Here is a 25,399-nt window from a genome sequence, read left to right on the forward strand (position 1 = left end):
ACCGTGCCGGCCACTCTCCCCTCGCGGGTGCTGACACACCAGTGATAGCTACGGCCTCTTTCCCCGCGCGCACCCAATCTTAAGCCGAGCACTTGTTTGCTGCGCGACAGCGCAGCGTCGGCGACGCGGCGGGGACTCCCTCGCCACAAAGGCAATCGTCACTTGCCAGTGGGCTTGCAGAGGCCCCGCAAACCCACTTTTGCAGTCTCTCAGGAATACCGCAACGCCTGCGCCGGTTCGATCTTCGCCGCACGCAACGCCGGGTACACCGTGGCGAGGAAGCTCAGGATAAACCCGGCCGAGCAGATCAGCACCACGTCGCCACGCTGCAGCTCCGACGGCAGGTTGCTGACGAAGTACACATCGGAACTGAAGATGTGCTGGCCACTGACCCGTTCCAGCCAGCCCACCAGCGCACTGACGTTCAGCGCCGCGACCACCCCCAGCACGCCGCCAATCAGCGTACCGACAACGCCGATCACCGTGCCCTGGACCATGAAAATCGCCATGATCTGCCGCGGGGTGGCGCCGATGGTGCGCAGGATCGCGATGTCCGCGCCTTTGTCGTTCACCACCATGATCAGGGTGGCGATGATGTTGAACGCCGCCACCGCGACGATCATCAGCAGCAGCAAGCCGATCATGGTTTTTTCCATTTTCATGGCACTGAACAGGCTGCCCTGGGTGTGGGTCCAGTCGTCGGCCTTGTAGGCCGCGCCAAGGCTAGTGGCGACGTCACCGGAGACCTTGGGCGCCGCGTACAAATCCTTCACCGCCAGGCGCACGCTTTGTACCTGGTTCGGCTGCCAATGCTGCATCTGTGCGGCATCGGCCAGGTGGATCAGCGCCATGGAGCCGTCCAGCTCGGCGCCCACCTTGAACACACCCACCACATTCAGCCGCTGCATCCGTGGGGTGATGCCACCGGGGGCCGTGCTGACTTCCGGCACGATCAGGGTGATTTTGTCGCCAACGTTCAGGCGAAAACGTCGGGCGGTGATTTCGCCGATCACCACGCCAAACTCGCCCGGCTTCAACGCATCGAGACGCCCCTGGACGATATGCTGGGCGACGATGGACACCTTGCCTTCCTGGGCCGGGTCGACGCCGCTGATCTGGATCGGCTGCATCGAACCTTTATGGCTCAGCATCCCTTCCATCTCGGTAAACGGCACGGCAGCGGTCACTTCAGGGTTTTTCAGCGCCGCGGCGGCCACCGGCTGCCAATCGTCGATCGGATTGACACCGACGATAGTGGCGTGGGGCACCATGCCGAGGATGCGCGAGCTCATTTCGCGCTGGAAGCCGTTCATCACCGACAACACTACGATCATCGCCAGCACACCCAGGGCGAGGCCGATCATCGAGGTCATGGAAATGAACGAAACAAAGCGATTGCGGCGCTTGGCGCGGGTATAGCGCGTGCCGATAAAGATCGATAACGGTCTGAACATTCGCGGGGCACCGTATGAAAATAAAAGACCCGGCGTGTGTAGCAAACGCCGGGTTTCGGTCGGTCAGATGGGCGTCAGGCAACCTTCCTGCAAGTGCAGGACGCGGTCCATCTGCCGGGCCAGGTTCATGTCGTGAGTCACCACCAGGAACGCGGTGCGCATCGACGTGCTGAGCTCCAGCATCAAATCCTGGATGCCTTGGGCGGTGTGGGAGTCGAGGTTGCCGGTCGGCTCGTCGAGCATCACCAGGCCAGGCTTGTTGACCAGGGCCCGGGCAATCGCCACGCGCTGGCGTTCACCACCGGACAATTCGGCCGGCTTGTGCTCCAGGCGATGCCCCAGCCCTACCCGCTCCAGCAACGCCGTGGCGCGCTGACGGGCCTCAGGAATCGCCGTGCGGCCAATCAACAGCGGCATGCAGACGTTTTCCAGCGCGGTGAACTCGGGCAGCAAATGGTGGAACTGGTAGACGAAGCCCAGGGAACGGTTGCGCAGCAGGCCACGGGCCTTCTCGTTCAACGCCGAAAGCTCTTCGCCTGCCAGCCAGACACTGCCGGCGGTCGGCGTATCCAGGCCGCCCAGCAGGTTGAGCAAGGTACTTTTACCCGACCCGGAGGTGCCGACAATCGCCACGCGCTCGCCAGGATGCAACTCCAGTTGCAGGCCCGACAACACCACCACCGACTCCGGACCTTCCTCGTAGGATTTGCCCAGGTTGCGGCAGCTCAAGATTGCTTTTTCACTCATGCCCGACTCACTCATAACGTAACGCCTCCGCAGGCTGGGTGCGCGCGGCACGCCAGGCAGGATACAGGGTGGCGAGGAAACTCAGGACCAACGCGGCGCCGCAGACCATCAACACGTCATCGGCCTGCAATTGCGATGGCAGGTAGTCGATGAAGTACACGTCGGCGTTGAGAAACTTGTGCCCGATCAGGCCTTCGAGGGCGGCAATCGCGGCGCTGACGTTCAGCGCGGCGAACATCCCGACCAGGGCGCCGACGAACGTACCGATCACGCCAATGACCGTGCCCTGGACCATGAAGATCCGCATGATCTGCCCCGGCGTGGCGCCGAGGGTACGCAAGATGGCGATGTCGCCCTTCTTGTCGTTCACCACCATCACCAGCGTGGAGATGATGTTGAACGCCGCCACGGCAACGATCAGCAACAGCAGCAGACCGATCATGGCTTTTTCCATGCGGATCGCCTGGTACAGGTTGCCGTGGGTGCGGGTCCAGTCCCGGGCATAGTAGCGGTCTTCGCCGAGTTGCTGGGCGATGGTCCACGCGACGCGCGGTGCCTGGAACAGGTCGTCGAACTTCAACCGCAGGCCCTGGACCTGATCCGGCTTCCAGCGGTGCAGGCGCGCCAGGTCCTGAAGGTTGGTGACGCCCAGGTAACCGTCCAGCTCGCCGGCGCCGACATGGAAAATGCCGACCACGGTAAAGCGTTTCATGCGCGGGAACATGCCGCCCGGGGTCACGGTGACCTCCGGGGCGACGAACGTCAGCTTGTCGCCAATGGCAACGCCGAGCTTGGCCGCGGCCTTGTCACCGATGACGATGCCGAAACTGCCTGGCGCCAGGTCATCGAGTTTTCCCTGTTGCATGAAGTTGTCGATGATCGACACCTGCCGCTCGAGCCCGGGGTCGATGCCATTGAGCAACACTTTGGACACCTTGCCGTCGTTGGTCAGCAGCCCCTGCATCTGGGTGAACGGCGCAACGGCCAGCACCTGCGGGTTCTGCTTGACCTTGGCGGCCAGGCTCGGCCAATCGCTGATGGCTTCGCCGGATTCGAGGGTCGCGTGGGGCACCATGCCCAGCACGCGGGTGCGCATCTCATGGTCGAAGCCGTTCATCACCGAGAGCACGACGATCATCACGACCACGCCAAGGGCCAGCCCGATGATGGACGTCAGGGAAATGAACGATACGAAATGATTGCGACGCTTTGCACGGGTATAACGCGTGCCGATAAATACGAAGAGAGGTCTGAACATGTCGGGGCTTGTTCGGAGGGAAAAGGAACGTCCTTGTGGCGGGGGTCACAAACCAGCTTTACACTCAGACCACCGCCGCTACCATGGGTTCGCCATGTCGACATTAGATGAAGAAGATCGCCGCGAATACTACCGTATCGAGGACACGATCGCACTGGAAATTCGGCCCCTGTCCATTCCTGAAGCTGCTGACCAGGAAGTGTTGCAGGATGCTTCTCCATTGTTCAATCTGCTCAGTGAATTGCACCTGAGCGAATTCGAATCACAGCACCTGCTGCGCCAGATCAGCGAGCGCGAACGCAGCATCGCGGCCTACCTCAAGGCAATGAACAAACGCATCGACCTGCTCAGCCAGGTCATTGCCCTGACGGTGCTCGGCGAAATCGGCGAACCGCAACCGGTGATCATTTCCGAAGGCGGCGTCGACTTCCAACACCCCACGCCGATCGCGGTCGGCACCCACTTGTCGATCAAGCTGGTGCTGATGCCGCAAGCCCTCGGCCTGTTGCTGCGGGCGCGGGTCACCCACTGCGACCCCAAGGGCGACGGCTACGACGTCGGCACCGAGTTCGAACGCCCGACCGACGCCCAGCGCCAGTTGCTGGCTCGCTACATCCTGCAGAAACAGGCGCAAGAGCGTCGCCTGGCCCGGGAACAGAACGACTCAGGTATCAATAAGGAAGAACCGTGACCCTCATTTATGGCCACCGCGGCGCCAAGGGCGAAGCGCCGGAAAACACCCTGACCGGTTTTCAGGAGTGCCTCAAGCACGGCGTACGCCGTTGCGAGCTGGACCTGCACCTTTCGATGGACGGCGAGTTGATGGTGATCCACGACCCGACCCTCAAGCGCACCACGGACCGGCGCGGCAAAGTGGTGGAGCATTCCGCCGCCGAGCTGGTGACCTACGATGCGCGCAAGGGTGGCCCGGGCTGGATCAAGCCGTGCCCGATCCCACGCCTGGAGGAGCTGTTCGAGAAGTGTGATTTCGAGCACTGGCAACTGGAGGTCAAGAGCGCCTCGCGCACCCGCGCCGCCGCGACGGTGCTGGGCATTCGCGAAATGGCCCAGCGTTTCGGGCTGCTGGACAAAATCACCATCACGTCCAGTTCCCGGGAAGTACTCAAGGCGGCCCTGGACCTGACTCCGGACATCTCCCGCGGACTGGTGGCCGAATACGCCTGGCTCGACCCGTTGAAGGTCGCCCAGAGTTACGGCTGCGAGATTCTGGCGCTGAACTGGACCCTGTGCACGCCGGAACGCCTGATCAAGGCGCAGCGCCAGGGGCTGCATGTGTCGGTATGGACCGTCAACGAGCCCGCGCTGATGCGCAGGCTCGCCGACTTTGGCGCTGACAGCCTGATTACAGACTTTCCCGGTTTGGCCACTGCCACCCTCGAGAATTGCTGAAATCGGTCTCCCCGGCCGGCTCAGGCCACCGGCCGGAGCCGCTCAAAAAAGCCGGTTGAGCCCGTCATAGGCCGCTACCCGATAGGCTTCGGCCATGGTCGGGTAGTTGAACGTGGTGTTGACGAAGTACTTCAACGTGTTCAATTCGCCCGGCTGGTTCATGATCGCCTGGCCGATGTGCACGATCTCCGACGCCTGGTAGCCGAAGCAGTGCACGCCCAACACTTCCAGGGTCTCGCGGTGGAACAGGATCTTCAGCATGCCTTGCGGCTCGCCGGCGATCTGCGCCCGCGCCATGCTCTTGAAGAAGGCCTTGCCCACTTCATAAGGCACCTTGGCCTGGGTCAGCTCCTGCTCGTTCTTGCCGATCGAGCTGATCTCCGGAATGGTGTAGATCCCGGTCGGCACGTCGTTGACGAAGCGCCAGCTGCCGTTGTCGACAATGCTGCCAGCGGCCGAGCGGCCCTGGTCGTGGGCGGCACTGGCCAGGCTCGGCCAGCCGATCACGTCACCGGCACCGTAGATGTTCGGCACGCAGGTACGGTAGTTCTCGTCGACTTCGATCTGGCCGCGGCTGTTGACCTTCACGCCAATGTTTTCCAGGCCCAGGGTGTCGGTGTTGCCGGTACGACCGTTACACCAGAGCAAGGCGTCGGCCTTGATCTTCTTGCCGGACTTGAGGTGCAGGATCACGCCATTGTCGACGCCTTCGACGCGGTCGTAGTCTTCATTGTGGCGCACGGTGATGTTGTTGTTGCTGAAGTGATAGCTCAGGGCCTGGGAGATTTCCGAGTCCAGGAAGCTCAGCAACTGCCCGCGGTTGTCCACCAGTTCCACCAACACACCCAGGCCGCTGAAGATCGAGGCGTATTCGCAACCGATCACGCCAGCGCCGTAGACGATGAGCTTGCGCGGGGTGTGACCCAGGCTCAGGATGGTGTCGCTATCGTAGATACGCGCATGGTTGAAATCGATGTCGGCCGGACGATACGGGCGCGAACCGGTGGCAATGATGATGTGCTTGGCCACCAGTTTCTCGACCACGCCATTGCCGCAGACCACTTCGACCGTCTGCTCGTCGGCAAAGCTGCCGGTGCCGAAGAACACGTCCACGCGGTTGCGGGCGTAGTAACCGGTGCGCGAGGCCACCTGCTTGGAGATCACCTTCTCGGCACTCTTGAGCACGTCCGGGAAGGAGAACCAGCGCGGTTCGCCGATGGCACGGAACATCGGGTTGGTGTTGAACTGCATGATCTGCCGGACCGAGTGACGCAAGGCCTTGGACGGGATGGTACCCAAGTGGGTGCAGTTGCCGCCGACCTGCCGACGGCTGTCGACCATCGCCACCTTGCGCCCTGCCTTGGCCGCGTTCATTGCCGCGCCTTCCCCCGCCGGGCCGGAACCCAGTACCACCACGTCGTAGTTGTAGACAGCCATGCATACTCCTCAGAACAGGCCGCTGTGCCTCACTTGGCACCGACGGCTAAATCATGCCGGCCTGCGGCATGAAGGAACAATTTGGGGCCGGTTCACGAGCCCGGCCACAGTCTATAGAAGCGTCAACGCCGCGCACATTACCCCTTGGTCGCGTCGTAGGCTAGTTTTGCCTGCGCTATTTCGCCACAGGTCGCCTTTCATGACGCTGTCATCATTGCGCTTTTCCGCTGCTTATGCGCTCAAACGCATCGTTGGTACGTGTAACAAAGCCATTGCCATCGCGCAGCACAAAAAATACCCCAATGCCGTACTTTTCGGCATAGTCCCAACCCCGTTCAGGCCCAAGAATCAGCAACAGCGTCGATAGTCCATCGGCCATCAACGCCGAAGGATGAATCACCGTGACTGACGCCAGGTTATGTAGGACTGGTGTACCGGTGCGTGCGTCAAAAGTGTGGGAATAACGCCTACCACCCTGTTCGAAATATTTACGGTAGTCGCCCGAGGTGGAAACCCCGTAGCCATTGACCTCGATGACACGTTCGGCCACTTGCCGGTCGTCCCGGGGCTCTTCCAGGGCGATACGCCAGGCCGAACCATCGGGCTTGCGCCCCAAGGCCTTGAGTTCGCCGGTGGCTTCGGCCAGGTAACTGTCGATCCCCAGGGCCTGGAGCCTGGCGGCGATGCGGTCGACGGCATAGCCTGCGGCGACACTGTTGAAGTCGACTTCCACCGCAGTGTCCTTGCACAACCGGTCGCCCTCGATGCGCAAATGACCATGACCGACGCGCTGGCGCGCCAAGGTCAAGGCTTCGGCGGTCGGTACTTTTTCTTCGCGAGACTGGGGACCGAAGCCCCACAGGTTCAGCAGCGGTTCCACCGTCAGGTCGAAGGAGCCGTCGCTTTGAACCGACAACTGCTCACCTACGCGGACCAACTCCAGGACCGAGCCAGGCATGACCTGGCAGCTGTTGGCCGGCAGCGCGTTGAAACGCTCGATGTCCGAGTCGCTGCGATAGGTCGAGAGTTGCCGATCCACTTCGGCGAGGATGCTTTCCACCTCGGCCTGCACCGTTTTCGCAGTGGGCCCGGCGGAATGCCTGACGTACTGAATCGAATAATGACTGCCCATGGTCGGGCCGTCGAAGCGCTCCAGGGTGTCGCCGTTGCCGCAACCCGACAACACGCCGGCCAGCACCACAAGCCCAATCCATCGTCCAGTTAACAAATCTTCATCTCCCCTCAAAACCGCGCCCGCCATTATGAACTCCGGCGCGCGCAAAAAAACCTGTGGGAGCCAATGGAGCCCTGTGGGAGCAAAGCTTGCTCGCGATGAACGATGACGCGGTCTTGCAGCTAAACCGTATCGCCTGCATCGCGAGCAAGCTTTGCTTCCACAGGTTCCAAGGCTCCAAGGTTCCAAGGTTCCAAGGTTCCAAGGTTCCAAGGTTCCAAGGTTCCAAGGTTCCAAGGTTCCTGCAAGGCTCCCACAGGGGTGCAGCGCTTCCATACAAGATTTGCCAGAGTGAGTACCTACACATGTCTTCCCAAACGAGCAACGGCAAGGCGATTTTTCGCGTTGTCAGCGGCAACTTCCTGGAGATGTTCGACTTCATGGTCTATGGCTTCTACGCCACGGCCATCGCCAAGACGTTCTTCCCCGCCGACAGTGCGTTCGCCTCGCTGATGTTGTCCCTGGCCACGTTTGGTGCCGGGTTCCTGATGCGTCCCCTCGGTGCGATTTTTCTCGGTGCCTACATCGACCGCCACGGCCGTCGCAAAGGCTTGATCATCACCCTGGCGCTGATGGCCACGGGCACCATACTGATCGCCTGCGTGCCGGGCTACGCTGCCCTCGGCGTGGCGGCCCCGTTGCTGGTGCTGCTGGGCCGATTGCTGCAAGGCTTCTCCGCCGGCGTGGAACTCGGTGGCGTGTCGGTTTACCTGGCGGAAATCTCCACACCGGGGCGCAAGGGTTTCTTTGTCAGTTGGCAATCCGCCAGTCAACAGGCTGCCGTGGTGTTCGCCGGCCTGCTGGGAGTTGGCCTCAATCACTGGCTGAGCCCCCAGGAAATGGGCGAATGGGGCTGGCGCGTACCGTTCCTGGTGGGGTGCATGATTGTCCCGGCCATATTCGTGATCCGTCGCTCACTGGAAGAAACACCTGAGTTCCAAGCGAGAAAACATCGTCCCAGCCTGTCGGAAATTGTCCGTTCCATTGGTCAGAACTTCGGTATTGTCTTGGCCGGCATGGCGCTGGTGGTGATGACCACGGTGTCGTTCTACCTGATCACCGCCTACACACCGACCTTCGGCAAGGCCGAGTTGAACCTGTCGGACCTGGATGCGCTGCTGGTCACGGTGTGCATCGGCTTGTCGAATTTCTTCTGGCTGCCCGTGATGGGGGCGTTTTCCGACAAGATCGGACGTAAACCCCTGCTGCTCGGTGCGACTGTCCTGGCGATCCTCACCGCCTATCCGGCGCTGTCCTGGTTGGTGGCGAACCCCAGTTTCAGCCATTTGCTGATCGTCGAGCTGTGGTTGTCGTTCCTGTATGGATCGTACAACGGTGCAATGGTCGTGGCCTTGACGGAAATCATGCCGGTCGAGGTGCGCACCACCGGCTTCTCCCTGGCCTACAGCCTGGCGACAGCGACGTTCGGCGGGTTTACCCCGGCGGCTTGTACCTATCTGATTCATGTACTGGATAACAAGGCCGCGCCGGGGATATGGCTCAGTGGCGCGGCGGTGCTGGGGTTGATTGCGACCCTGGTGCTGTTCAAGGGCAATCGGCATGCACTGCGGACGGCGCAGGCCTCGGTGGTCGGCGGCGCCTGACACATCGCTATCGCGAGCAAGCTCGCTCCCACAGGTGACCGTGTACATCCTGTGGGAGCGAGCTTGCTCGCGATGAGGCCAGCCCAGGCACCACAAACCCCAGACAAAAAAACGCCCCGACAAGTCGGGGCGTTTTCACAAGCAGCTAAGGCTTAGCGCGGGAACGCTGGCGGGTTTACACCGGCCATGTCTTCCATCACGCGAACCACCTGGCAGCTGTAACCGAACTCGTTGTCGTACCAAACGTACAGAACAACGCGGCTGTCTTGGCTGATGGTAGCTTCAGCATCCACGACACCGGCGTGGCGCGAGCCGACGAAGTCGGTGGACACCACTTCCTGGGAATTGACGAAGTCGATCTGCTTGTGCAGGTCGGAGTGCAGCGCCATGTAGCGCAGGTACTCGTTCATCTCTTCACGGGTGGCGGCTTTCTCAAGGTTCAGGTTGAGAATGGCCATCGACACGTTCGGCGTCGGCACACGGATCGCGTTGCCGGTCAGCTTGCCGGCCAGTTCAGGCAGGGCCTTGGCGGCGGCGGTGGCGGCACCGGTCTCGGTGAGGACCATGTTCAGCGCGGCGCTGCGGCCACGGCGATCGCCCTTGTGGAAGTTGTCGATCAGGTTCTGGTCGTTGGTGTACGAGTGAACCGTTTCAACGTGACCGTTGACGATGCCGAACTTGTCGTTCACCGCCTTGAGCACCGGCACGATGGCGTTGGTGGTGCAAGAAGCAGCGGAGACGATCTTGTCGTCAGCGGTGATTTCGCCGTGGTTGATGCCGTGAACGATGTTCTTCAGCTTGCCCTTGCCAGGCGCTGTCAGCACGACGCGGTCGATGCCCGGGCAGGCCAGGTGCTGGCCCAGGCCCTCGGCATCACGCCATACGCCGGTGTTGTCCACCAGCAGTGCGTCCTTGATGCCGTACTGGGTGTAGTCCACCTCGGCCGGGTTCTTCGCGTAGATCACCTGGATCAGGTTGCCGTTGGCGAGGATGGTGTTGTTTTCTTCATCGATGATGATGGTGCCGTTGAACGAACCATGGACCGAATCACGACGCAACAGGCTGGCGCGCTTGGTCAGGTCGTTATCGGCACCTTTGCGCACCACGATGGCCCGCAGGCGCAGGCCGTCGCCGCCACCGGTTTTTTCGATCAGGATGCGCGCCAGCAGACGGCCGATACGACCGAAGCCGTACAGGACCACGTCAGTGCCTTTGCGAGGCGAAGCGTTCTGCTGGCCAACCACATCGGCCATCTCTTCACGAACGAACTGCTCGGCGCTACGGCCATTGCCTTCGCTGCGAAATTTGAACGCCAACTTGCCCAGATCCACCGAAGCCGCGCCGAGCTTGAGCTCGCTCATGGCTTTGAGCAGGGGGAATGTTTCGTGGACGGAGAGTTCGCTGTCGTCGGAAGAACGGTGGCGAGCAAAGCGATGGGCTTTGAGGATCGCGATGACAGACTGGTTGATCAGGCTGCGGCCATAGATCGAGCTCACCACGTTGTTATTGCGGTAGAGCTGACCGATGAGAGGGATCATCGCTTCTGCGAGAGCTTCACGATCAATCCATTCACCAAGACACTGGTCGGGCTTCTGAGTCACGGTAACCTTCCACATGTAGGGGCTGAAAAAAGGGGCTACATTATGCCGCCGAGTCATCGGCGGAGCAATGCGCGCCTGTCGCACCGTGGTTTTCCTGTCTGCCCGGGTAGTCTGCGACTGACAGCAGCCCTCTTCCCCCGCTACAATTGTCGACTTTGTCGCAATGCTGGAGCTCAATCTTCCGTGCCCGTTCTGCGTCTTCCGCTTCTCCCTGCCGCGGCAGGTAAACAGCACTGGGGCAACCTGCCCGGTGCCGCCCTGAGCCTGGCCATCGCCGAGGCTGCCAGCGCTGCAAAGCGTTTCACCCTGCTGCTGACCGCCGACAGCCAAAGCGCCGAGCGGCTGGAACAGGAGCTGAGTTTCTTCGCTCCGGATTTGCCGGTCTTGCATTTTCCGGACTGGGAAACCCTGCCCTACGATCTGTTTTCGCCGCACCAGGACATCATTTCCCAGCGAATCGCCAGCCTTTATCGGCTGCCGGAACTCAGTCATGGCGTTTTGGTAGTGCCGATCACCACGGCCCTACATCGCCTGGCGCCGACCCAATTCCTGCTTGGCAGCAGCCTGGTGCTGGACATCGGCCAGAAGCTCGATGTCGAGCAAATGCGCACTCGCCTTGAGGCCAGTGGCTATCGCTGCGTCGACACGGTGTACGAGCACGGCGAATTCGCGGTACGCGGCGCCTTGATCGACCTGTTCCCGATGGGCAGCAAACTGCCTTATCGCATCGACCTGTTCGATGACGAAATCGAGACCCTGCGCACCTTCGACCCGGAAAACCAGCGGTCCATCGATAAAGTGCAGTCGATCCGCCTGTTGCCGGCCAAGGAGTTCCCGCTGCAGAAAGACGCCGTGACCCGCTTCAAGGCCCGCTTTCGCGAGCGCTTCGATGTGGATTTCCGGCGCTGCCCGATCTTCCAGGACCTGAGCAGCGGGATCACGCCCGCCGGCATCGAGTATTACCTGCCGCTGTTTTTCGAAGAAACCTCCACCCTGTTCGATTACCTGCCCCAGGACACCCAGGTATTTTCCCTGCCGGGCATCGAACAGGCCGCGGAAAACTTCTGGAACGACGTGCGCAACCGCTACGAAGAACGTCGCGTCGATCCTTCCCGACCTCTATTACCGCCGGCCGAGCTGTTCCTGCCGGTGGAAGACTGTTTTGCCCGCCTCAAGAGCTGGCCACGGGTGGTGGCGAGCCAGCAGGACGTGGAAACCGGCGTCGGCCGTGAACGCTTCCCGGCCAAGGCGTTGCCGGACCTGGCCATCGAAGCCAAGGCCACGCAACCCCTGGCGGCGCTGGCCGGCTTTCTCGATGCATTCCCCGGCCGCGTGTTGTTCACCGCCGAATCCGCGGGTCGTCGCGAAGTGCTGCTGGAGCTGCTTGAGCGCCTGAAGCTGCGACCTAAGACGGTGGACAGCTGGCCGGACTTCGTCGCCGGCAAGGACCGCCTGGCGATTACCATCGCGCCATTGAACGACGGCCTGGTCCTGGATGACCCGGCCCTGGCCCTGGTCGCCGAAAGTCCTTTGTTCGGCCAGCGCGTCATGCAGCGCCGCCGTCGCGAGAAACGCGCCGACGCCGCCAACGACGCCGTCATCAAGAACCTCACCGAACTGCGCGAAGGCGCGCCCGTGGTGCACATCGACCACGGCGTGGGCCGCTACCTGGGCCTGGCGACACTGGAAATCGACAGCCAGGCCGCCGAGTTCCTGACCCTTGAATACGCCGAGGGTGCCAAGCTCTACGTGCCGGTGGCGAACCTGCACCTGATCGCCCGCTACACCGGCAGCGACGACGCCCTGGCCCCACTGCATCGCCTGGGCTCGGAAACCTGGCAGAAAGCCAAGCGCAAGGCGGCCGAACAGGTACGCGACGTGGCCGCCGAGCTGCTGGACATCTATGCCCGGCGCGCGGCCCGCGAGGGCTATGCCTTCGCCGATCCGAAAGCCGACTACGAAACCTTCAGCGCCGGTTTCCCGTTCGAAGAAACCGTCGACCAGCAGACCACCATCGAAGCCGTGCGCGCCGACATGCTCGCGCCCAAACCGATGGACCGGCTGGTGTGTGGCGATGTGGGCTTCGGCAAGACCGAAGTGGCGATGCGCGCCGCGTTCATTGCCGTGCACGGTGGCAAGCAGGTGGCAATCCTGGTGCCGACCACCCTGCTCGCCCAGCAGCATTACAACAGTTTCCGCGACCGCTTTGCCGACTGGCCGGTGACCGTGGAAGTGATGAGCCGTTTCAAATCCACCAAGGAAGTGAACGCCGCCGTGGCCGACCTGGCCGAGGGCAAGATCGACATCGTCATCGGCACGCACAAGCTGCTGCAGGACGACGTGAAGATCAAGAACCTGGGGCTGGTGATCATCGACGAAGAGCACCGCTTTGGCGTACGCCAGAAAGAACAGCTCAAGGCCCTGCGCAGCGAAGTCGACATCCTGACCCTGACCGCCACGCCGATCCCGCGCACGCTGAACATGGCGGTGTCGGGCATGCGCGATCTGTCGATCATCGCCACGCCGCCGGCCCGGCGCCTGTCGGTGCGCACCTTTGTCATGGAGCAGAACAAAAGCACGGTCAAGGAAGCCTTGCTGCGTGAGTTGCTGCGTGGCGGCCAGGTCTATTACCTGCACAACGACGTGAAGACCATCGAGAAATGCGCCGCCGACCTCGCCGAACTGGTGCCGGAAGCGCGGATCGGCATCGGCCACGGGCAAATGCGCGAGCGTGAGCTCGAACAGGTGATGAGCGACTTCTACCACAAGCGCTTCAACGTGCTGATCGCCTCGACCATCATCGAGACCGGCATCGACGTGCCGAGCGCCAACACCATCATCATCGAGCGCGCCGACAAATTCGGCCTGGCCCAGCTGCACCAGTTGCGCGGCCGAGTCGGTCGTAGCCACCACCAGGCCTATGCCTACCTGTTGACGCCACCGCGCCAGCAGATCACCCCGGATGCGGAAAAGCGCCTGGAAGCCATCGCCAATACCCAGGACCTGGGCGCCGGCTTCGTGCTGGCCACCAACGACCTGGAAATCCGCGGTGCCGGCGAATTGCTCGGCGACGGCCAGAGCGGCCAGATCCAGGCCGTCGGCTTCACCCTGTACATGGAAATGCTCGAACGCGCGGTCAAGTCGATCCGCAAGGGCGAACAGCCGAACCTCGACCAACCCCTGGGCGGCGGGCCGGAAATCAACCTGCGGGTGCCGGCGTTGATCCCGGAAGACTACCTGCCGGACGTTCACGCACGGCTGATCCTCTACAAACGCATCGCCTCGGCCAGCGACGAGGAAGGCCTCAAGGACCTGCAAGTGGAGATGATCGACCGCTTCGGCCTGCTGCCGGAACCGACCAAGAACCTGGTGCGTACCACGCTGCTCAAGCTCAAGGCCGAACAACTGGGCATCAAGAAAGTCGACGGCGGCCCCAACGGCGGCCGGATCGAGTTCGAGGCCCAGACGCCGGTCGATCCACTGGTGCTGATCAAGTTGATCCAGGGCCAACCCAAACGCTACAAGTTCGAAGGTGCCACGATGTTCAAATTCATGGTGCCCATGGAGCGCGCGGAAGAGCGCTTCAATACCGTAGAAGCGCTGTTCGAGCGCCTCACTCCGACCACTGTTTGAAGGACGCCACATGCGCCTGTTTCGCTCACTGACCTTGTTGTTGACCCTGGTCGCTCCCCTGGCGCTTGCCGACGACCTGTATCAGGTTGAAATGATCCTGGTGCGCCAGAATGCCGAGCCGGCGATTGTCAGCCGCGCCGCACCGGAAGACTGGGACGCCGGCGCGCAACGCCTGGGCGCGTATAGCCAGCGCACGCCGGCCATGGGCAACATCGTCGAGAAACTCACCGCCAGCGGCCAATACACGGTATTGATGCACAAGGCCTGGCAGCAGACCCTCGGTGAACAGGGGCGCAAAATTGCCATCAGCGACGGTGCCGAACAGTTCGGGCAATTCCCCATCGAGGGCACCCTGGAACTGAAGCTGGGCCGTTTCACCGACGTGGATGCCGATTTCTGGATCAACCAGATCAACGCCAATGGCCTGGTCACCTCCAGCGAGCGCCTCAAGCAGCAGAGCCATACCAAGAATGGCCAACTGAACTTCCTCGACAACGGGCATCTTGGCCTGCTGATCAAGATCACCTCGTTGACCGCGCCCGCGCCACGGCAGGCACCTGAAGTCATTCCGGACTGATTGGCGCACCTATGCCCTCGCCCCTGAGCAAACCCCTGGCACCTTCCTGGGTCAATCGATTCAAGGAACAGAGCCTGGAGCGCGGGCGCCGTTATGCGCTGGAAAACCGCGTCAGGATTGTCGAAGCCGGCGACAGCACCATCACCGCCAGTTGCGAAGGCTCTGGCGGTAACGTCTACCGTCAGACCATTCGCCTTAAAGAGTCAGCCAAGGGCACGCTGATTCTGCTCGAAGCCGCGTGCTCCTGCCCGGTGCGCATCAACTGCAAGCACTGCGCGGCGGTGTTGCTGCAAGTCCAGGAAACCCTGGCCTACCCGGCCGCCGAAAAAGACGCGCAGTTGCTGGAGAAACTCCAGGCCGTGCTGGACAACCGCAGCCCCAAGGCCCCGCCACAAGTGCTGGTGGACAACGTGCAACCGGTGCCGCGCCTGTGGCTGGCCAGTATCGAGTTCAGCGCCTTCGAGCCGCGCAACGGCAAGATGCAGCGCTACATCCAACACCGCGCCGCACTGTCGTTCAGTTACCTGGACGAATACGTCAGCGGCCAGCGCAACACCGACGTGCTGATTCGCCAGGAAACCCAGACTCTGCGGATAAAACGCCACACCGACGTGGAACAGTCCTACCGCGAACAGCTGCGAATCCTCGGCTTCAAGGTCGCGACCCGACAAAGCAAGGCCCTGCCGGAAAGCGCTGGCGAACTGTACGAGATGGTCAACGACAGTGCCTGGCTGACCTTCACCCTCAATGACCTGCCGAAACTGCGCACCCAGGGCTGGGAACTGCAGATCGACGAGGACTTCGGCTTCGACCTGACGGCTGTGGACGAGTGGTACGCCACCGTCGAGGAAACGCCGGAGCGGGACTGGTTCGACCTCGAACTGGGGATCATCGTCAACGGCGAACGCCTGAGCCTGCTGCCGATCCTGCTGAACCTGATGCGCTCGCACATCGAATTGTTCAACCCGGAACGCCTGGCCCGGCGTCGGGATGACGAACTCATTCTGGTCAACCTGCCCAACCGCCCGAACTCGGAGTTCGGCCCGCAACAGGTGGCCCTGCCCTATGGCCGGCTGAAACCGGTGCTGGCGACCCTGGGCGAGTTTTACCTGCAAGAGCCCGGCACCACCAAACTGCGCCTCAACAGCGCGGACGCCCTGCGCCTGAACCCGCTGCAGGACATGCCGCTGACCTGGGAAGGTGGCGAACACATTCGCGGCCTGGCGCAACGCCTACGGGACATCAAGGATTACACCGCCCTCGCGCCCGAGGGCCTGAACGCAACGCTGCGACCTTATCAACTCGAAGGCTTGAGCTGGATGCAATCGCTCAGGCAATTGGAAGTCGGCGGCATTCTCGCGGACGACATGGGCCTGGGCAAAACCCTACAGACCCTGGCGCACATTCTCAGCGAAAAACACGCCGGACGCCTGGACCGGCCGTGCATGGTCGTCATGCCGACCAGCCTGATCCCCAACTGGCTCGACGAGGCGGCTCACTTCACGCCGCAGCTCAAGGTATTGGCGCTTTACGGCGCCGGGCGCAAGAAATATTTCGACCGACTGGCCGATTACGACCTGGTCCTCACCACCTATGCCCTGCTGCCCAAGGATGTCGAGCGCCTGGCCACGCAGCCGCTGCACGTGCTGATCCTCGATGAAGCCCAGTACATCAAGAACCCCACCAGCAAAGCCGCCCAGGCCGCCCGCGAGCTCAACGCCCGCCAGCGGCTGTGCCTGTCCGGCACGCCGCTGGAAAATCACCTGGGCGAATTGTGGTCGCTGTTTCACTTCCTGCTGCCGGGGTGGCTTGGGGACGTCAAGAGTTTCAACCGCGATTACCGTGTACCGATAGAAAAACGCGGCAGCGATGTACGACTGCAGCACCTCAACGGTCGGATAAAACCTTTCCTGCTGCGCAGGACCAAGGAGCAAGTGGCGACGGAGTTGCCGCCCAAGACCGAGATCATCCATTGGGTCGAACTCAGCGACGCCCAGCGGGACGTCTACGAGACCATGCGCCTGGCAATGGACAAGAAGGTCCGCGACGAGATCACCCGCAAAGGCGTGGCCCGCAGCCAGATCATCATTCTCGAAGCCCTGCTCAAGCTGCGCCAGGTGTGTTGCGACCTGCGCCTGATCAACGACGCTACCCTGCCCGCCCGAGGCAGCACCTCGGGCAAGCTCGACAGCCTGATGGAAATGCTCGAAGAGCTGTTTGAAGAAGGTCGCCGGGTGCTGTTGTTTTCCCAATTCACGTCCATGCTGGCGCTGATTGAAGATGAGCTGAAGAAACGCGGCGTCGATTACGCCCTCCTGACCGGCCAGACCCGCGACCGACGCACGCCCGTCAAGGAGTTCCAGAGCGGCAAGCGTCAGATCTTCCTGATCAGCCTCAAGGCTGGTGGCGTAGGCCTGAACCTGACCGAGGCCGACACCGTGATTCACTACGACCCATGGTGGAACCCGGCCACCGAAAACCAGGCGACCGACCGCGCCTACCGCATCGGCCAGGAAAAACCGGTATTCGTCTACAAGCTGATTGCCCGAGGCACGGTGGAAGAGAAGATCCAGCTACTGCAAAAGGAAAAATCCGACCTCGCCGCCGGCGTGCTGGACGGACGCGTGGCCGGGGATTGGAAACTGCAGAGCGACGATATCGAAGCATTGTTCGCGCCGCTGCCTGACAAGCTGGAAAAACGCTGACACCCCTCAATTCCTGTGGGAGCCAAGCTTGCTCGCGATAGCGGTGGTTCAGTTGGCGCGGATGTCGACTGTGCCGCCGTCATCGAGAGCAAGCTCGGCTCCCACAGGTGACCGAGTCACTTGATGTGCGCGGACAATATGTGGGAGCGAGCCTGCTCGCGATGACTGACTATCAGGCGACATAGCCAGTGAATGTGCCGGTGAATCAGGTCTTGGGCAACGGTGCAAACAACGCTTCGATATCGCTCTGCTCAAGCTTCCACCCACCCGTCGCGCCGCCATCCAGCAGACTGCCCGCCAACGCGGCCTTATCCTCCTGAAGCGCCTGTATCTTCTCTTCCACCGTGCCTCGGGCAATCAGCTTGTAGACGAACACTGGCTTGTTTTGACCGATCCGATAAGCCCGGTCGGTCGCCTGATTTTCCACCGCTGGGTTCCACCACGGATCGAAGTGAATCACCGTGTCCGCAGCCGTCAGATTGAGCCCCGTACCGCCGGCCTTGAGGCTGATTAGAAACAGCGACACCTTGCCACTCTGAAATTCCCTCACCGGGGTGCGGCGATCCGTGGTGGATCCGGTCAGTAAGGAATAGGTCAGGCTGCGCTTTTGCAGTTCCTCCTCGATCAGGGCCAGCATCGAGGTGAACTGGGAAAACAGCAGAATCTTGCGCCCTTCGCTGAGCAACTCTTCGAGCATCTCCATTAAACTGACCAACTTGCCGCTGCCGGAACGTAGCGCTTTGGCGGTCTGTACGGTATTGAGCAGCCGCAGGTCGCAGCAGACCTGGCGTAACTTGAGCAACGCATCGAGAATGATAATCTGGCTACGGGCCACGCCGCTGCGAGCGATTTCGTCGCGCACTTTCTTGTCCATGGCCACACGCACGGTTTCATAGACATCCCGCTGCCCGTCACTGAGGTCGACCCAATGGACGATTTCAGTCTTGGGTGGCAGCTCAGTAGCGACTTGTTCCTTTTTGCGCCGCAGTAGAAACGGTTTTATTCGCGCCGTCAGATAGTGCATTCGCTCGCTGTTGCCATGTTTTTCGATCGGCGTCCGGTAGTCTCGGTTGAAGCTTTTGTTATCCCCCAACCAGCCGGGCAGGAGGAAATGAAACAGAGACCAGAGTTCGCCCAAGTGATTTTCCAGGGGCGTACCGGACAGGCACAAGCGCTGCCGGGCATTGAGTTCGCGAGCAGCCTGGGCGGCCTTGCTGGTGGGGTTCTTGATGTTCTGCGCTTCATCGAGAATCAGCACACTCCAGGCCTGGGGTTTCAGCACCTCCAAATCCCGCGGCAACAAGGCATAAGTCGTCAGAACCAGGTCGTACTGTGCAAGGCTGGCGAAATCTTTTTGCCGGGCTGCACCATGAAGCGCCACGACGTTGAGCTGCGGTGTGAAGCGTGCCGCTTCGTCGAGCCAGTTGGGAATCAGACTGGTGGGCATGACTGCAAGCGCCGGGACATCCAGGCGCCCGGCCTGTTTCTCGCAAAGCAGGTGAGCCAGGGTCTGCAAGGTTTTACCCAAGCCCATGTCATCCCCCAGGATGCCGCCAACTTCCAGCTCGCGCAGCGTCTGCATCCAATTGAGCCCTTCGAGCTGATAAGGTCGCAGCTTGGCTTTGAGCCCTGCCGGCGCAGGGACATGCACGTGAGTCGACTCATTCAATCGCTTGGCGAACGTACGCAACCGCTCCCCGCCTTGCCAGGTCAATGGCACGCTTTCAAGCACATTCAACCTGGCCGCATCAAAGGCATTCAACCGTATCGAGTCACCCCGGTGCTCCTTCATGTACAACTCACCAAGCGTTGCCATCAGCGGCTTGACCCGCCCATATGGCAACGCGACCTTCACACCAGGACCCGCCCCGAATTTTCCGCCGTTGAGATCGAGCAACATCAACTCTTCGTCACCGCGACGACCCAAGTTGTCCGGGGTCATCATCTCGGGGCTTGAGCGAAGCAGATGAAGCAAGATCGGCAGCAGGCTGTGCCGTTTTCCATCGACGATAATGCCCAGTTGTAAATCGAACCACTCTCGACCGGGAGACTCCTCGATGTCGGCGTACAACTGCTCCACCGGTTGCAGATCGAAATGAAAACCCGCTTCGATATCGATCTGCCAATTGGCGGCACGCAATCGCGGCAGGCCTTTGTCCATGAAGACCAACCAGGCGTCGTCATCCGCCATTTGAAATAGCTCACCCCCGATGTCCGCCAGCGCAAGGCTCTTGCGATTGGTTTTCTTGAAACCTACCTTACGCAGAACGGTGCGAAAGGCTTGCTCGACATCCGGCTTACGCTCAATGCGCAAGATTTCGGTTCCGAACAGGATCGACAGTTCGGTGGATGCTTTGTCGTCCGCCACATGACCATCATAAATAAAGGTCAGTGCCGCGCGATGTTCTGGAACAGATTTCCAGTGCCGGAAGTTGATTGCACTTCCCAACGTCAACACCGCTCGCGGTTCAACACCTTCGATGATGCGCTCAGTCAGTTCTTTCGGCGGCGGGATAGGTCGGTCGACAGCGTTGATCCTATGGCTGAAAAGCACGACATCCCGAGCGGGCACCTCCGGCGCATGGCATAAATGGCACGCCAATTTGTCGTCCATTTCATAGGACAGCCGGCCAAGTTCCCTGCGCGATAAATCCAGATAATGAAGCGGCTCAAGCACCAGGAGGTTATCCAGTACCTGATCGCCACTGCGCCACCGAGACCGATAGTTGCCATTGGCCTGCTCAGCCCAGAAAAACTGCACATTTTTTAGCGGACCTGCGCCCAATGGCTGCGGCGGGTCGAAATCCAGGAACAAGCGTGAGGACTGCAATGCCAGCGCCAGCACTTCGGCGCCGCTGCGACCTTGCAACGGAAAGCTGTTCTGGCTGTGATAATGCTGACTGCTGATAAGCGACTGGCCAATTTGCTTGTCGACGTCGGACATATAATTCGGAAAACGATTCAGCATGTCCGTCAGTTGGCCAAACGCTTTCAGATCCTTCAGGGAACCATCATCGAGCTGGCGCCCCTTGAAGAGCTCCAAAAGCCACTGCCCTAAGTGCGTCTTCTTGAGTTTGTAGAAGATCCGGACATCGGCGTCTTTTTTGCTCGGTAGCGAATCGGCGTCCCACTCGGGAATACCCTTGATCCAGGTTTCAAGTTCAAAACTCAGGCGCTCGCTGGCGGAGCCGGCCTCCAGCGCTTGCGGATTCCACATCAAATGGAACATGACGGCAGCGCAGTGCTTGCAGCTGTCACCGACCGGGCACGAACATTCGTAACGAACGCCGTCGTAGCCCCGATAACGAGTGAGCTCGATCACCTGCTGATAGACATTATCGCCGCCACCCTCGCATTCGGCGTGAATCGATTGCTCGTCTATCCGCAGTATCCGTACTCGGTCTCTCTCGGCGTAGTCGAACCCGCGCTGAAGGTAACTCTGATGGAAGTCTTCTCCCCAATCCGTCTCAAGAAGCGCCTCAATTGGCTGGGTCATGGGCACCGCCGAGCATTACGCATATCAGTCACGACACTTCCTCAATCAACCAGCTGGGCAGCCCTCAGCGCGCCGAGCGCCGCCAGCCAGCGAGGGTCCTGACGGTATTCAGTGGAGGCACAGGCCTGGCCGCGCATGCGGGCGATCCGTGCCGAAGGCTTGACCTTCAGGCGCTGGGCAGCGCTCAAGGCCAACTCCGCGGCAGCACGGTCATTGCACACCAAGCCCATGTCGCAACCCGCCGTCAAAGCAGCCTCGATACGACTGGCAGCATCACCGACCACATGAGCCCCGGCCATCGACAGGTCATCACTGAAGATCACGCCATCGAATTGCAACTCGCCGCGCAGGATGTCCTGCAGCCAGCGGCGGGAAAACCCGGCTGGATTGGGGTCAACCTGCGGGTAGATGACATGGGCCGGCATGACGGCGGCCAGTTGTTTGCTCAGCCTGGCAAACGGCACCAGGTCGTTGGCGCGAATCTGCTCCAGGCTGCGCTCATCGTTCGGAATCGCCACGTGGGAATCGGCCTCGGCCCAGCCATGCCCCGGAAAATGCTTGCCAGTGGCGGCCATCCCGGCGGCGTTCATGCCGCGGATGAAGGCACCGGCCAATAACGCAGCGCGCTCGGGGTCACCCTCGAAGGAACGACTGCCGACGACGGCGCTGCGCTGGTAATCGAGGTCCAGCACCGGGGCAAAGCTCAAGTCGAGACCGACCGCCAGTACTTCTGTGGCCATGATCCAGCCGCACTGCTCGGCGAGGTACTCGGCGTTCGGGTTATCGGCTATCGCCCGCATCGCCGGCAACCGCACAAAACCCTGGCGCAGCCGCTGGACACGACCACCTTCCTGATCCACCGCCAATAAAAGGTCAGGGCGGATGGCGCGGATCGACGCGCTCAGCTCGCGCACCTGCCGTGGATGCTCGATATTGCGGGCAAAAATGATCAGGCCGCCTACCTCGGGCTGGCGCAACAGGTGGCGATCTTCGGCCGTCAGCCAGGTACCGGCGACGTCCACCATCAACGAGCCTTGCAGGCCAGCAGTCATAGCATTTCCTTAATAACGATGAACCCGCGCGGTAACACAGACACGACCACACCGCTGGGCCCAAGGCCCGGCAGGTCGCGGTCATGCAATGAAAAATGGAACGGATTCGAAACGAGAGTCGGCATGGGCGGCTAGCTTAGCGGATGTCGGCAGCCGCGCCCACCCGTGCGCTTACGCCTTGGCCAGCGCCGGTGTCGATTTACTGCGCGGACGCAATTGCGCGGCAGCCATGGCTTCATCGGTGACACCACTTTCGGCACGCATGCCGGCTGCCAGGAACGGCACCATCAGGCGCATGACCTGTTCGATCGAGGTGTTCACGCCAAAGTCGGTTTCAGCGATGGCGCGCAACGCCTTGATACCGGACATGCTGAACGCCGCAGCGCCAAGCATGAAGTGCACCCGCCAGAACAACTCGATGGGCGGAATGCGCGGTGCGGCCTCGTTGACCAGCAGCATGTAGCGCCGGAAAACCTTGCCGTACATGTCTTCCAGGTAACGTCGCAGGTGGCCCTGGCTCTGGCTGAAGGCAAGGCCCAACAGGCGCATGAAAATGGAAAGGTCGTTACCGCTGCGCGGTTGCACGACAAGGGCTTGCTCGACCAGGATTTCCAGCAGCTCTTCCAGGGTCGGCTTGACGTCAGGCTTGGCCTGCCGGCGCTCCAGCTCGCGATCGAGGCTGAGGCAGAAAGGCCCGAGGAACCGCGAGAATACCGCCTGGATCAGGGCCTTTTTCGAGCCGAAATGATAGTTCACCGCCGCCAGGTTCACCCCGGCCTTGCTGGTGATCAGACGCAACGAGGTTTCAGCGAAACCTTTTTCCGCGAACAACTGCTCGGCAGCATCGAGAATGCGTTCAACGGTTTCCGACTGGGCCATGGTTACTCCGCCTGACAAACACTTGTTTGAAACATACGTTTCAGCCCAGGGGTTGTCAAGCCTGCCGGGGCGTTTTGCGAACGCCCGGTCACGTATTTAACCACACCTTTTCACGGGTGGTAGCCATGTCGCATCCAACAGCCCGACCGACCGTCCAGCGGCCGGTGAAAAAAGGAGGATTGCCAAGCGGCGTCCACTGTATATAATCCCAGTCACTGTATAAAAAGACAGAGCGATCAATATGCTAAAGCTGACGCCACGCCAAGCAGAGATTCTGGCCTTCATCAAACGCTGCCTCGAAGACAACGGCTACCCGCCAACCCGCGCGGAAATCGCCCAGGAACTGGGTTTCAAGTCGCCCAACGCGGCTGAAGAACACCTCAAGGCGCTGGCGCGCAAGGGTGCTATCGAAATGACCCCGGGCGCATCCCGTGGCATTCGCATCCCCGGCTTCGAAGCCAAGGCCGACGAAACCACCCTGCCGATCATCGGCCGGGTAGCGGCAGGCGCACCGATCCTGGCCCAGCAGCATGTCGAAGAGTCCTGCAACATCAATCCTTCGTTCTTCCATCCTCGTGCCGACTATCTGCTTCGTGTACACGGCATGAGCATGAAGGACATCGGCATCTTCGACGGTGACCTCCTGGCCGTCCATACCACCCGCGAAGCCCGCAACGGCCAGATCGTGGTGGCGCGAATCGGCGACGAAGTGACCGTCAAGCGCTTCAAGCGCGACGGCAGCAAGGTCTGGCTCATCGCCGAGAACCCGGAGTTCGCGCCCATCGAAGTGAACCTGAAAGATCAGGACCTGGTCATCGAAGGCTTGAGCGTCGGCGTCATTCGCCGCTAAAGGAGGCTTTATGCAGTTCCCTCACACACCACAACACACACAACTTCCGCTGTTCGAGGCATTCATGGCCCAACCGCTGGTTCCAGTCCTGAAAGAGGTCATCGAGTCGCCCTGGGGCGTCGAGCCCGAGGCTTTCAGCGAACTGTCGTTACGTGGTGCGGCCGGAAACTGCCTGAACCTGCTGGCGCCGATTCTGCGAGAACTCAGCCAGGACCAGGATGCTCGCTGGCTGACGCTGATCGCACCACCGGCCAGCGTCACCCAGGCCTGGCTGCGGGATGCCGGCCTGAACCGCGAACGCATCCTGTTGTTGCAGCCGCGGGGCACCCAAAGCGCTCAACAGTTGACCTGCGAAGCCTTGCGCCTGGGCCGCAGCCACACCGTGGTCAGCTGGCTCAACCCGCTAACCGCGACCGCACGGCAACAGTTGATCAGCGCCGCCCGTACCGGGGACGCACAAAGTCTGAATATTCGATTGGGCTAAGACGAACGCGGGGCTTCTCCAAGGCAGAGAAGCCGACCAGCCACACTATCCAAAAAAGCCGACAGACGGGATCAATGAAGAACCCGCGGCCCCTCTTCCTTGTTGAATTCGCCTTCAACCAGGCGACCTGCCATCTGGACGCCCACGCTCAGCATCGCCTTGGCGACTTCGACGTGTTGGCCCTGGAGGAATACCTTGGCATCTTCGGAGAAGTTCAGGGTAACCAGAGAACCCTCGTCCTCAGCCCTGCGCAGCTCGATGCGGCCATCAGGAAGTTCGACAATTTCTAGAAAGGACGTAGGCATAAAAGTCTGTTCTCCACGAAAGGCGAGGATTATATAGTCATCGGCCAGGCTCCGCTCGGGATCTTGACCAAGTGTTATCAACCAACGTAACGGGCCGGGGGCGAACTCAGCACTCGTTCAACCCTTCACGAAAGCGTATCGCCAGGCTCTTGAGGTTCTGGCGCCAGCTCTCCAGCTCCTCCCGGCTCAACTCCTGCTCGGGTTCTTGTTCGTCCAGATTGACCGCCACGATCAACGGCTGGGTCACGTCCCCTTTGGGCTTGCGTGGGGCTCGCGGCGGCTCGAACAACGCCGCATGGGCCGCCAATAGCTTCGCCAGCCAGGTTTCCGGGTTGTGCGCCAGTTCGACCATTTCGGCCAACTCCGGGATAGCAATGGTTTCCAACGCTTCGCGGGTCAACAGCAGCTCGGCCCGAGGTGCGTTCGCTTGTGGCAGGCGATAGAAACCGGCGATTTCATGGCACAACCCCAACAATGCACCGTACAGGTGAAACAGCGCGGATTCGCGCCCTGCCTGGAGCAGCGCCGGAGAGTTCATCGCACGTCCATCTTCGGCCCTGGTGAGCGCTTCGAGCGACAGACCGGCGAAATAGATTTTCTGATTGGTGCGGGTATAGAGTTCGTGGGCCATGGCGGCATCTCCCCAACGAAATGAAAGCGTCACGCAAGTGCG

The 25,399-nt window shown here is 61.1% G+C and carries 19 protein-coding genes; 8 read left to right on the plus strand and 11 right to left on the minus strand.

Features of this window, described 5'->3' with window-relative positions; all coding sequences use genetic code 11:
* Nucleotides 1–209: 209 nt before the first annotated feature.
* The 3 genes from AB4Z20_RS01195 to AB4Z20_RS01205 all read right to left on the minus strand — a co-directional run bounded on the left by AB4Z20_RS01195 (nt 210) and on the right by AB4Z20_RS01205 (nt 3,459).
* Complete coding sequence (locus AB4Z20_RS01195) at nt 210–1,454, minus strand: lipoprotein-releasing ABC transporter permease subunit (protein ID WP_442089169.1); 1,245 nt, start codon at nt 1,452–1,454, stop codon at nt 210–212.
* Between the two features lie 63 nt (nt 1,455–1,517).
* Nucleotides 1,518–2,201 (minus strand): lipoprotein-releasing ABC transporter ATP-binding protein LolD, encoded by a 684-nt coding sequence (lolD, locus tag AB4Z20_RS01200; protein ID WP_162843734.1) that lies wholly within the window; start codon nt 2,199–2,201, stop codon nt 1,518–1,520.
* Nucleotides 2,202–2,208: 7 nt separating this feature from the next.
* On the minus strand, nt 2,209–3,459 hold the full coding sequence (locus tag AB4Z20_RS01205; RefSeq protein WP_003199675.1) for a lipoprotein-releasing ABC transporter permease subunit: 1,251 nt from the start codon (nt 3,457–3,459) through the stop codon (nt 2,209–2,211).
* 94 nt (nt 3,460–3,553) lie between these two features.
* Here AB4Z20_RS01205 and AB4Z20_RS01210 point away from each other — a divergent pair, with 94 nt between their 5' ends.
* Both AB4Z20_RS01210 and AB4Z20_RS01215 read left to right on the plus strand, forming a co-directional pair.
* Nucleotides 3,554–4,150, plus strand: a complete 597-nt coding sequence (locus AB4Z20_RS01210) for a PilZ domain-containing protein (protein ID WP_253472955.1) — start codon at nt 3,554–3,556, stop codon at nt 4,148–4,150.
* Entirely contained in the window at nt 4,147–4,869 is a 723-nt protein-coding gene (locus tag AB4Z20_RS01215; RefSeq protein ID WP_063322173.1) for a glycerophosphodiester phosphodiesterase, read from the plus strand. Before AB4Z20_RS01210 ends, AB4Z20_RS01215 begins: the two co-directional genes overlap by 4 nt.
* A gap of 42 nt (nt 4,870–4,911) precedes the next feature.
* Here the strand turns inward: AB4Z20_RS01215 and sthA are convergent, their stop codons facing one another.
* Both sthA and AB4Z20_RS01225 read right to left on the minus strand, forming a co-directional pair.
* On the minus strand, nt 4,912–6,306 hold the full coding sequence (gene sthA, locus AB4Z20_RS01220; protein ID WP_003183399.1) for a Si-specific NAD(P)(+) transhydrogenase: 1,395 nt from the start codon (nt 6,304–6,306) through the stop codon (nt 4,912–4,914).
* A gap of 211 nt (nt 6,307–6,517) precedes the next feature.
* Nucleotides 6,518–7,507 carry an FAD:protein FMN transferase gene (locus AB4Z20_RS01225; RefSeq protein ID WP_442089170.1) on the minus strand — a complete coding sequence of 330 codons (990 nt, stop codon included), beginning with the start codon at nt 7,505–7,507 and terminating at the stop codon, nt 6,518–6,520.
* A 338-nt stretch (nt 7,508–7,845) separates the two neighbouring features.
* Between AB4Z20_RS01225 and AB4Z20_RS01230 the strand changes: the two genes are divergently transcribed.
* Entirely contained in the window at nt 7,846–9,144 is a 1,299-nt protein-coding gene (locus AB4Z20_RS01230; RefSeq protein ID WP_442089171.1) for an MFS transporter, read from the plus strand.
* A 152-nt stretch (nt 9,145–9,296) separates the two neighbouring features.
* Here AB4Z20_RS01230 and AB4Z20_RS01235 read toward each other — a convergent pair whose 3' ends face one another.
* Complete coding sequence (locus tag AB4Z20_RS01235; RefSeq protein ID WP_214508911.1) at nt 9,297–10,760, minus strand: glyceraldehyde-3-phosphate dehydrogenase; 1,464 nt, start codon at nt 10,758–10,760, stop codon at nt 9,297–9,299.
* A gap of 168 nt (nt 10,761–10,928) precedes the next feature.
* Between AB4Z20_RS01235 and mfd the strand changes: the two genes are divergently transcribed.
* From mfd to AB4Z20_RS01250, 3 genes are read left to right on the plus strand one after another with little or no spacing between them, the layout of a single operon-like run.
* On the plus strand, nt 10,929–14,378 hold the full coding sequence (mfd, locus tag AB4Z20_RS01240) for a transcription-repair coupling factor (protein ID WP_320390138.1): 3,450 nt from the start codon (nt 10,929–10,931) through the stop codon (nt 14,376–14,378).
* Nucleotides 14,379–14,388: 10 nt separating this feature from the next.
* Nucleotides 14,389–14,955: a peptidoglycan binding protein CsiV gene (locus AB4Z20_RS01245; protein WP_258690704.1), complete on the plus strand. Its 567-nt coding sequence runs from the start codon at nt 14,389–14,391 to the stop codon at nt 14,953–14,955.
* A gap of 11 nt (nt 14,956–14,966) precedes the next feature.
* Nucleotides 14,967–17,660 (plus strand): DEAD/DEAH box helicase, encoded by a 2,694-nt coding sequence (locus tag AB4Z20_RS01250; protein WP_258690703.1) that lies wholly within the window; start codon nt 14,967–14,969, stop codon nt 17,658–17,660.
* Between the two features lie 205 nt (nt 17,661–17,865).
* Here AB4Z20_RS01250 and AB4Z20_RS01255 read toward each other — a convergent pair whose 3' ends face one another.
* From AB4Z20_RS01255 to AB4Z20_RS01265, 3 genes are all read right to left on the minus strand, one after another.
* Nucleotides 17,866–21,156 (minus strand): DEAD/DEAH box helicase, encoded by a 3,291-nt coding sequence (locus AB4Z20_RS01255; RefSeq protein ID WP_442089172.1) that lies wholly within the window; start codon nt 21,154–21,156, stop codon nt 17,866–17,868.
* Nucleotides 21,157–21,197: 41 nt separating this feature from the next.
* Nucleotides 21,198–22,196, minus strand: coding sequence for a beta-N-acetylhexosaminidase (gene nagZ, locus AB4Z20_RS01260; protein ID WP_172831549.1), 999 nt, complete (start codon nt 22,194–22,196; stop codon nt 21,198–21,200).
* 183 nt (nt 22,197–22,379) lie between these two features.
* Nucleotides 22,380–23,087 carry a TetR/AcrR family transcriptional regulator gene (locus tag AB4Z20_RS01265; RefSeq protein WP_013692622.1) on the minus strand — a complete coding sequence of 236 codons (708 nt, stop codon included), beginning with the start codon at nt 23,085–23,087 and terminating at the stop codon, nt 22,380–22,382.
* A gap of 241 nt (nt 23,088–23,328) precedes the next feature.
* Here AB4Z20_RS01265 and lexA point away from each other — a divergent pair, with 241 nt between their 5' ends.
* Nucleotides 23,329–23,937, plus strand: coding sequence for a transcriptional repressor LexA (lexA, locus tag AB4Z20_RS01270; RefSeq protein ID WP_003199651.1), 609 nt, complete (start codon nt 23,329–23,331; stop codon nt 23,935–23,937).
* Between the two features lie 10 nt (nt 23,938–23,947).
* Nucleotides 23,948–24,421: an SOS-induced cell division inhibitor SulA gene (gene sulA / locus AB4Z20_RS01275; RefSeq protein WP_003199648.1), complete on the plus strand. Its 474-nt coding sequence runs from the start codon at nt 23,948–23,950 to the stop codon at nt 24,419–24,421.
* Nucleotides 24,422–24,492: 71 nt separating this feature from the next.
* Here sulA and AB4Z20_RS01280 read toward each other — a convergent pair whose 3' ends face one another.
* Together AB4Z20_RS01280 and AB4Z20_RS01285 are read right to left on the minus strand one after the other, a co-directional pair.
* Nucleotides 24,493–24,726 carry a hypothetical protein gene (locus AB4Z20_RS01280; RefSeq protein WP_003183419.1) on the minus strand — a complete coding sequence of 78 codons (234 nt, stop codon included), beginning with the start codon at nt 24,724–24,726 and terminating at the stop codon, nt 24,493–24,495.
* A 106-nt stretch (nt 24,727–24,832) separates the two neighbouring features.
* Nucleotides 24,833–25,357: a DUF6586 family protein gene (locus AB4Z20_RS01285; RefSeq protein ID WP_018604864.1), complete on the minus strand. Its 525-nt coding sequence runs from the start codon at nt 25,355–25,357 to the stop codon at nt 24,833–24,835.
* Nucleotides 25,358–25,399: the final 42 nt, after the last annotated feature.

Source organism: Pseudomonas sp. KB_12 (genome assembly GCF_052114545.1).
In the GTDB taxonomy this organism is placed as follows: Bacteria; Pseudomonadota; Gammaproteobacteria; order Pseudomonadales; family Pseudomonadaceae; genus Aquipseudomonas; species Aquipseudomonas brassicacearum.

Coding starts and splice junctions, on each gene's coding strand:
- AB4Z20_RS01250 (WP_258690703.1), top strand. CDS start 14,967: ATGCCCTCGCCCCTGAGCAAACCCCTGGCACCTTCCTGGGTCAATCGA.
- AB4Z20_RS01235 (WP_214508911.1), bottom strand. CDS start 10,760: ATGTGGAAGGTTACCGTGACTCAGAAGCCCGACCAGTGTCTTGGTGAA.
- AB4Z20_RS01210 (WP_253472955.1), top strand. CDS start 3,554: ATGTCGACATTAGATGAAGAAGATCGCCGCGAATACTACCGTATCGAG.
- AB4Z20_RS01245 (WP_258690704.1), top strand. CDS start 14,389: ATGCGCCTGTTTCGCTCACTGACCTTGTTGTTGACCCTGGTCGCTCCC.
- lolD (WP_162843734.1), bottom strand. CDS start 2,201: ATGAGTGAAAAAGCAATCTTGAGCTGCCGCAACCTGGGCAAATCCTAC.
- AB4Z20_RS01265 (WP_013692622.1), bottom strand. CDS start 23,087: ATGGCCCAGTCGGAAACCGTTGAACGCATTCTCGATGCTGCCGAGCAG.
- AB4Z20_RS01255 (WP_442089172.1), bottom strand. CDS start 21,156: ATGACCCAGCCAATTGAGGCGCTTCTTGAGACGGATTGGGGAGAAGAC.
- AB4Z20_RS01285 (WP_018604864.1), bottom strand. CDS start 25,357: ATGGCCCACGAACTCTATACCCGCACCAATCAGAAAATCTATTTCGCC.
- AB4Z20_RS01205 (WP_003199675.1), bottom strand. CDS start 3,459: ATGTTCAGACCTCTCTTCGTATTTATCGGCACGCGTTATACCCGTGCA.
- AB4Z20_RS01280 (WP_003183419.1), bottom strand. CDS start 24,726: ATGCCTACGTCCTTTCTAGAAATTGTCGAACTTCCTGATGGCCGCATC.
- AB4Z20_RS01195 (WP_442089169.1), bottom strand. CDS start 1,454: ATGTTCAGACCGTTATCGATCTTTATCGGCACGCGCTATACCCGCGCC.
- lexA (WP_003199651.1), top strand. CDS start 23,329: ATGCTAAAGCTGACGCCACGCCAAGCAGAGATTCTGGCCTTCATCAAA.
- sthA (WP_003183399.1), bottom strand. CDS start 6,306: ATGGCTGTCTACAACTACGACGTGGTGGTACTGGGTTCCGGCCCGGCG.
- AB4Z20_RS01230 (WP_442089171.1), top strand. CDS start 7,846: ATGTCTTCCCAAACGAGCAACGGCAAGGCGATTTTTCGCGTTGTCAGC.
- sulA (WP_003199648.1), top strand. CDS start 23,948: ATGCAGTTCCCTCACACACCACAACACACACAACTTCCGCTGTTCGAG.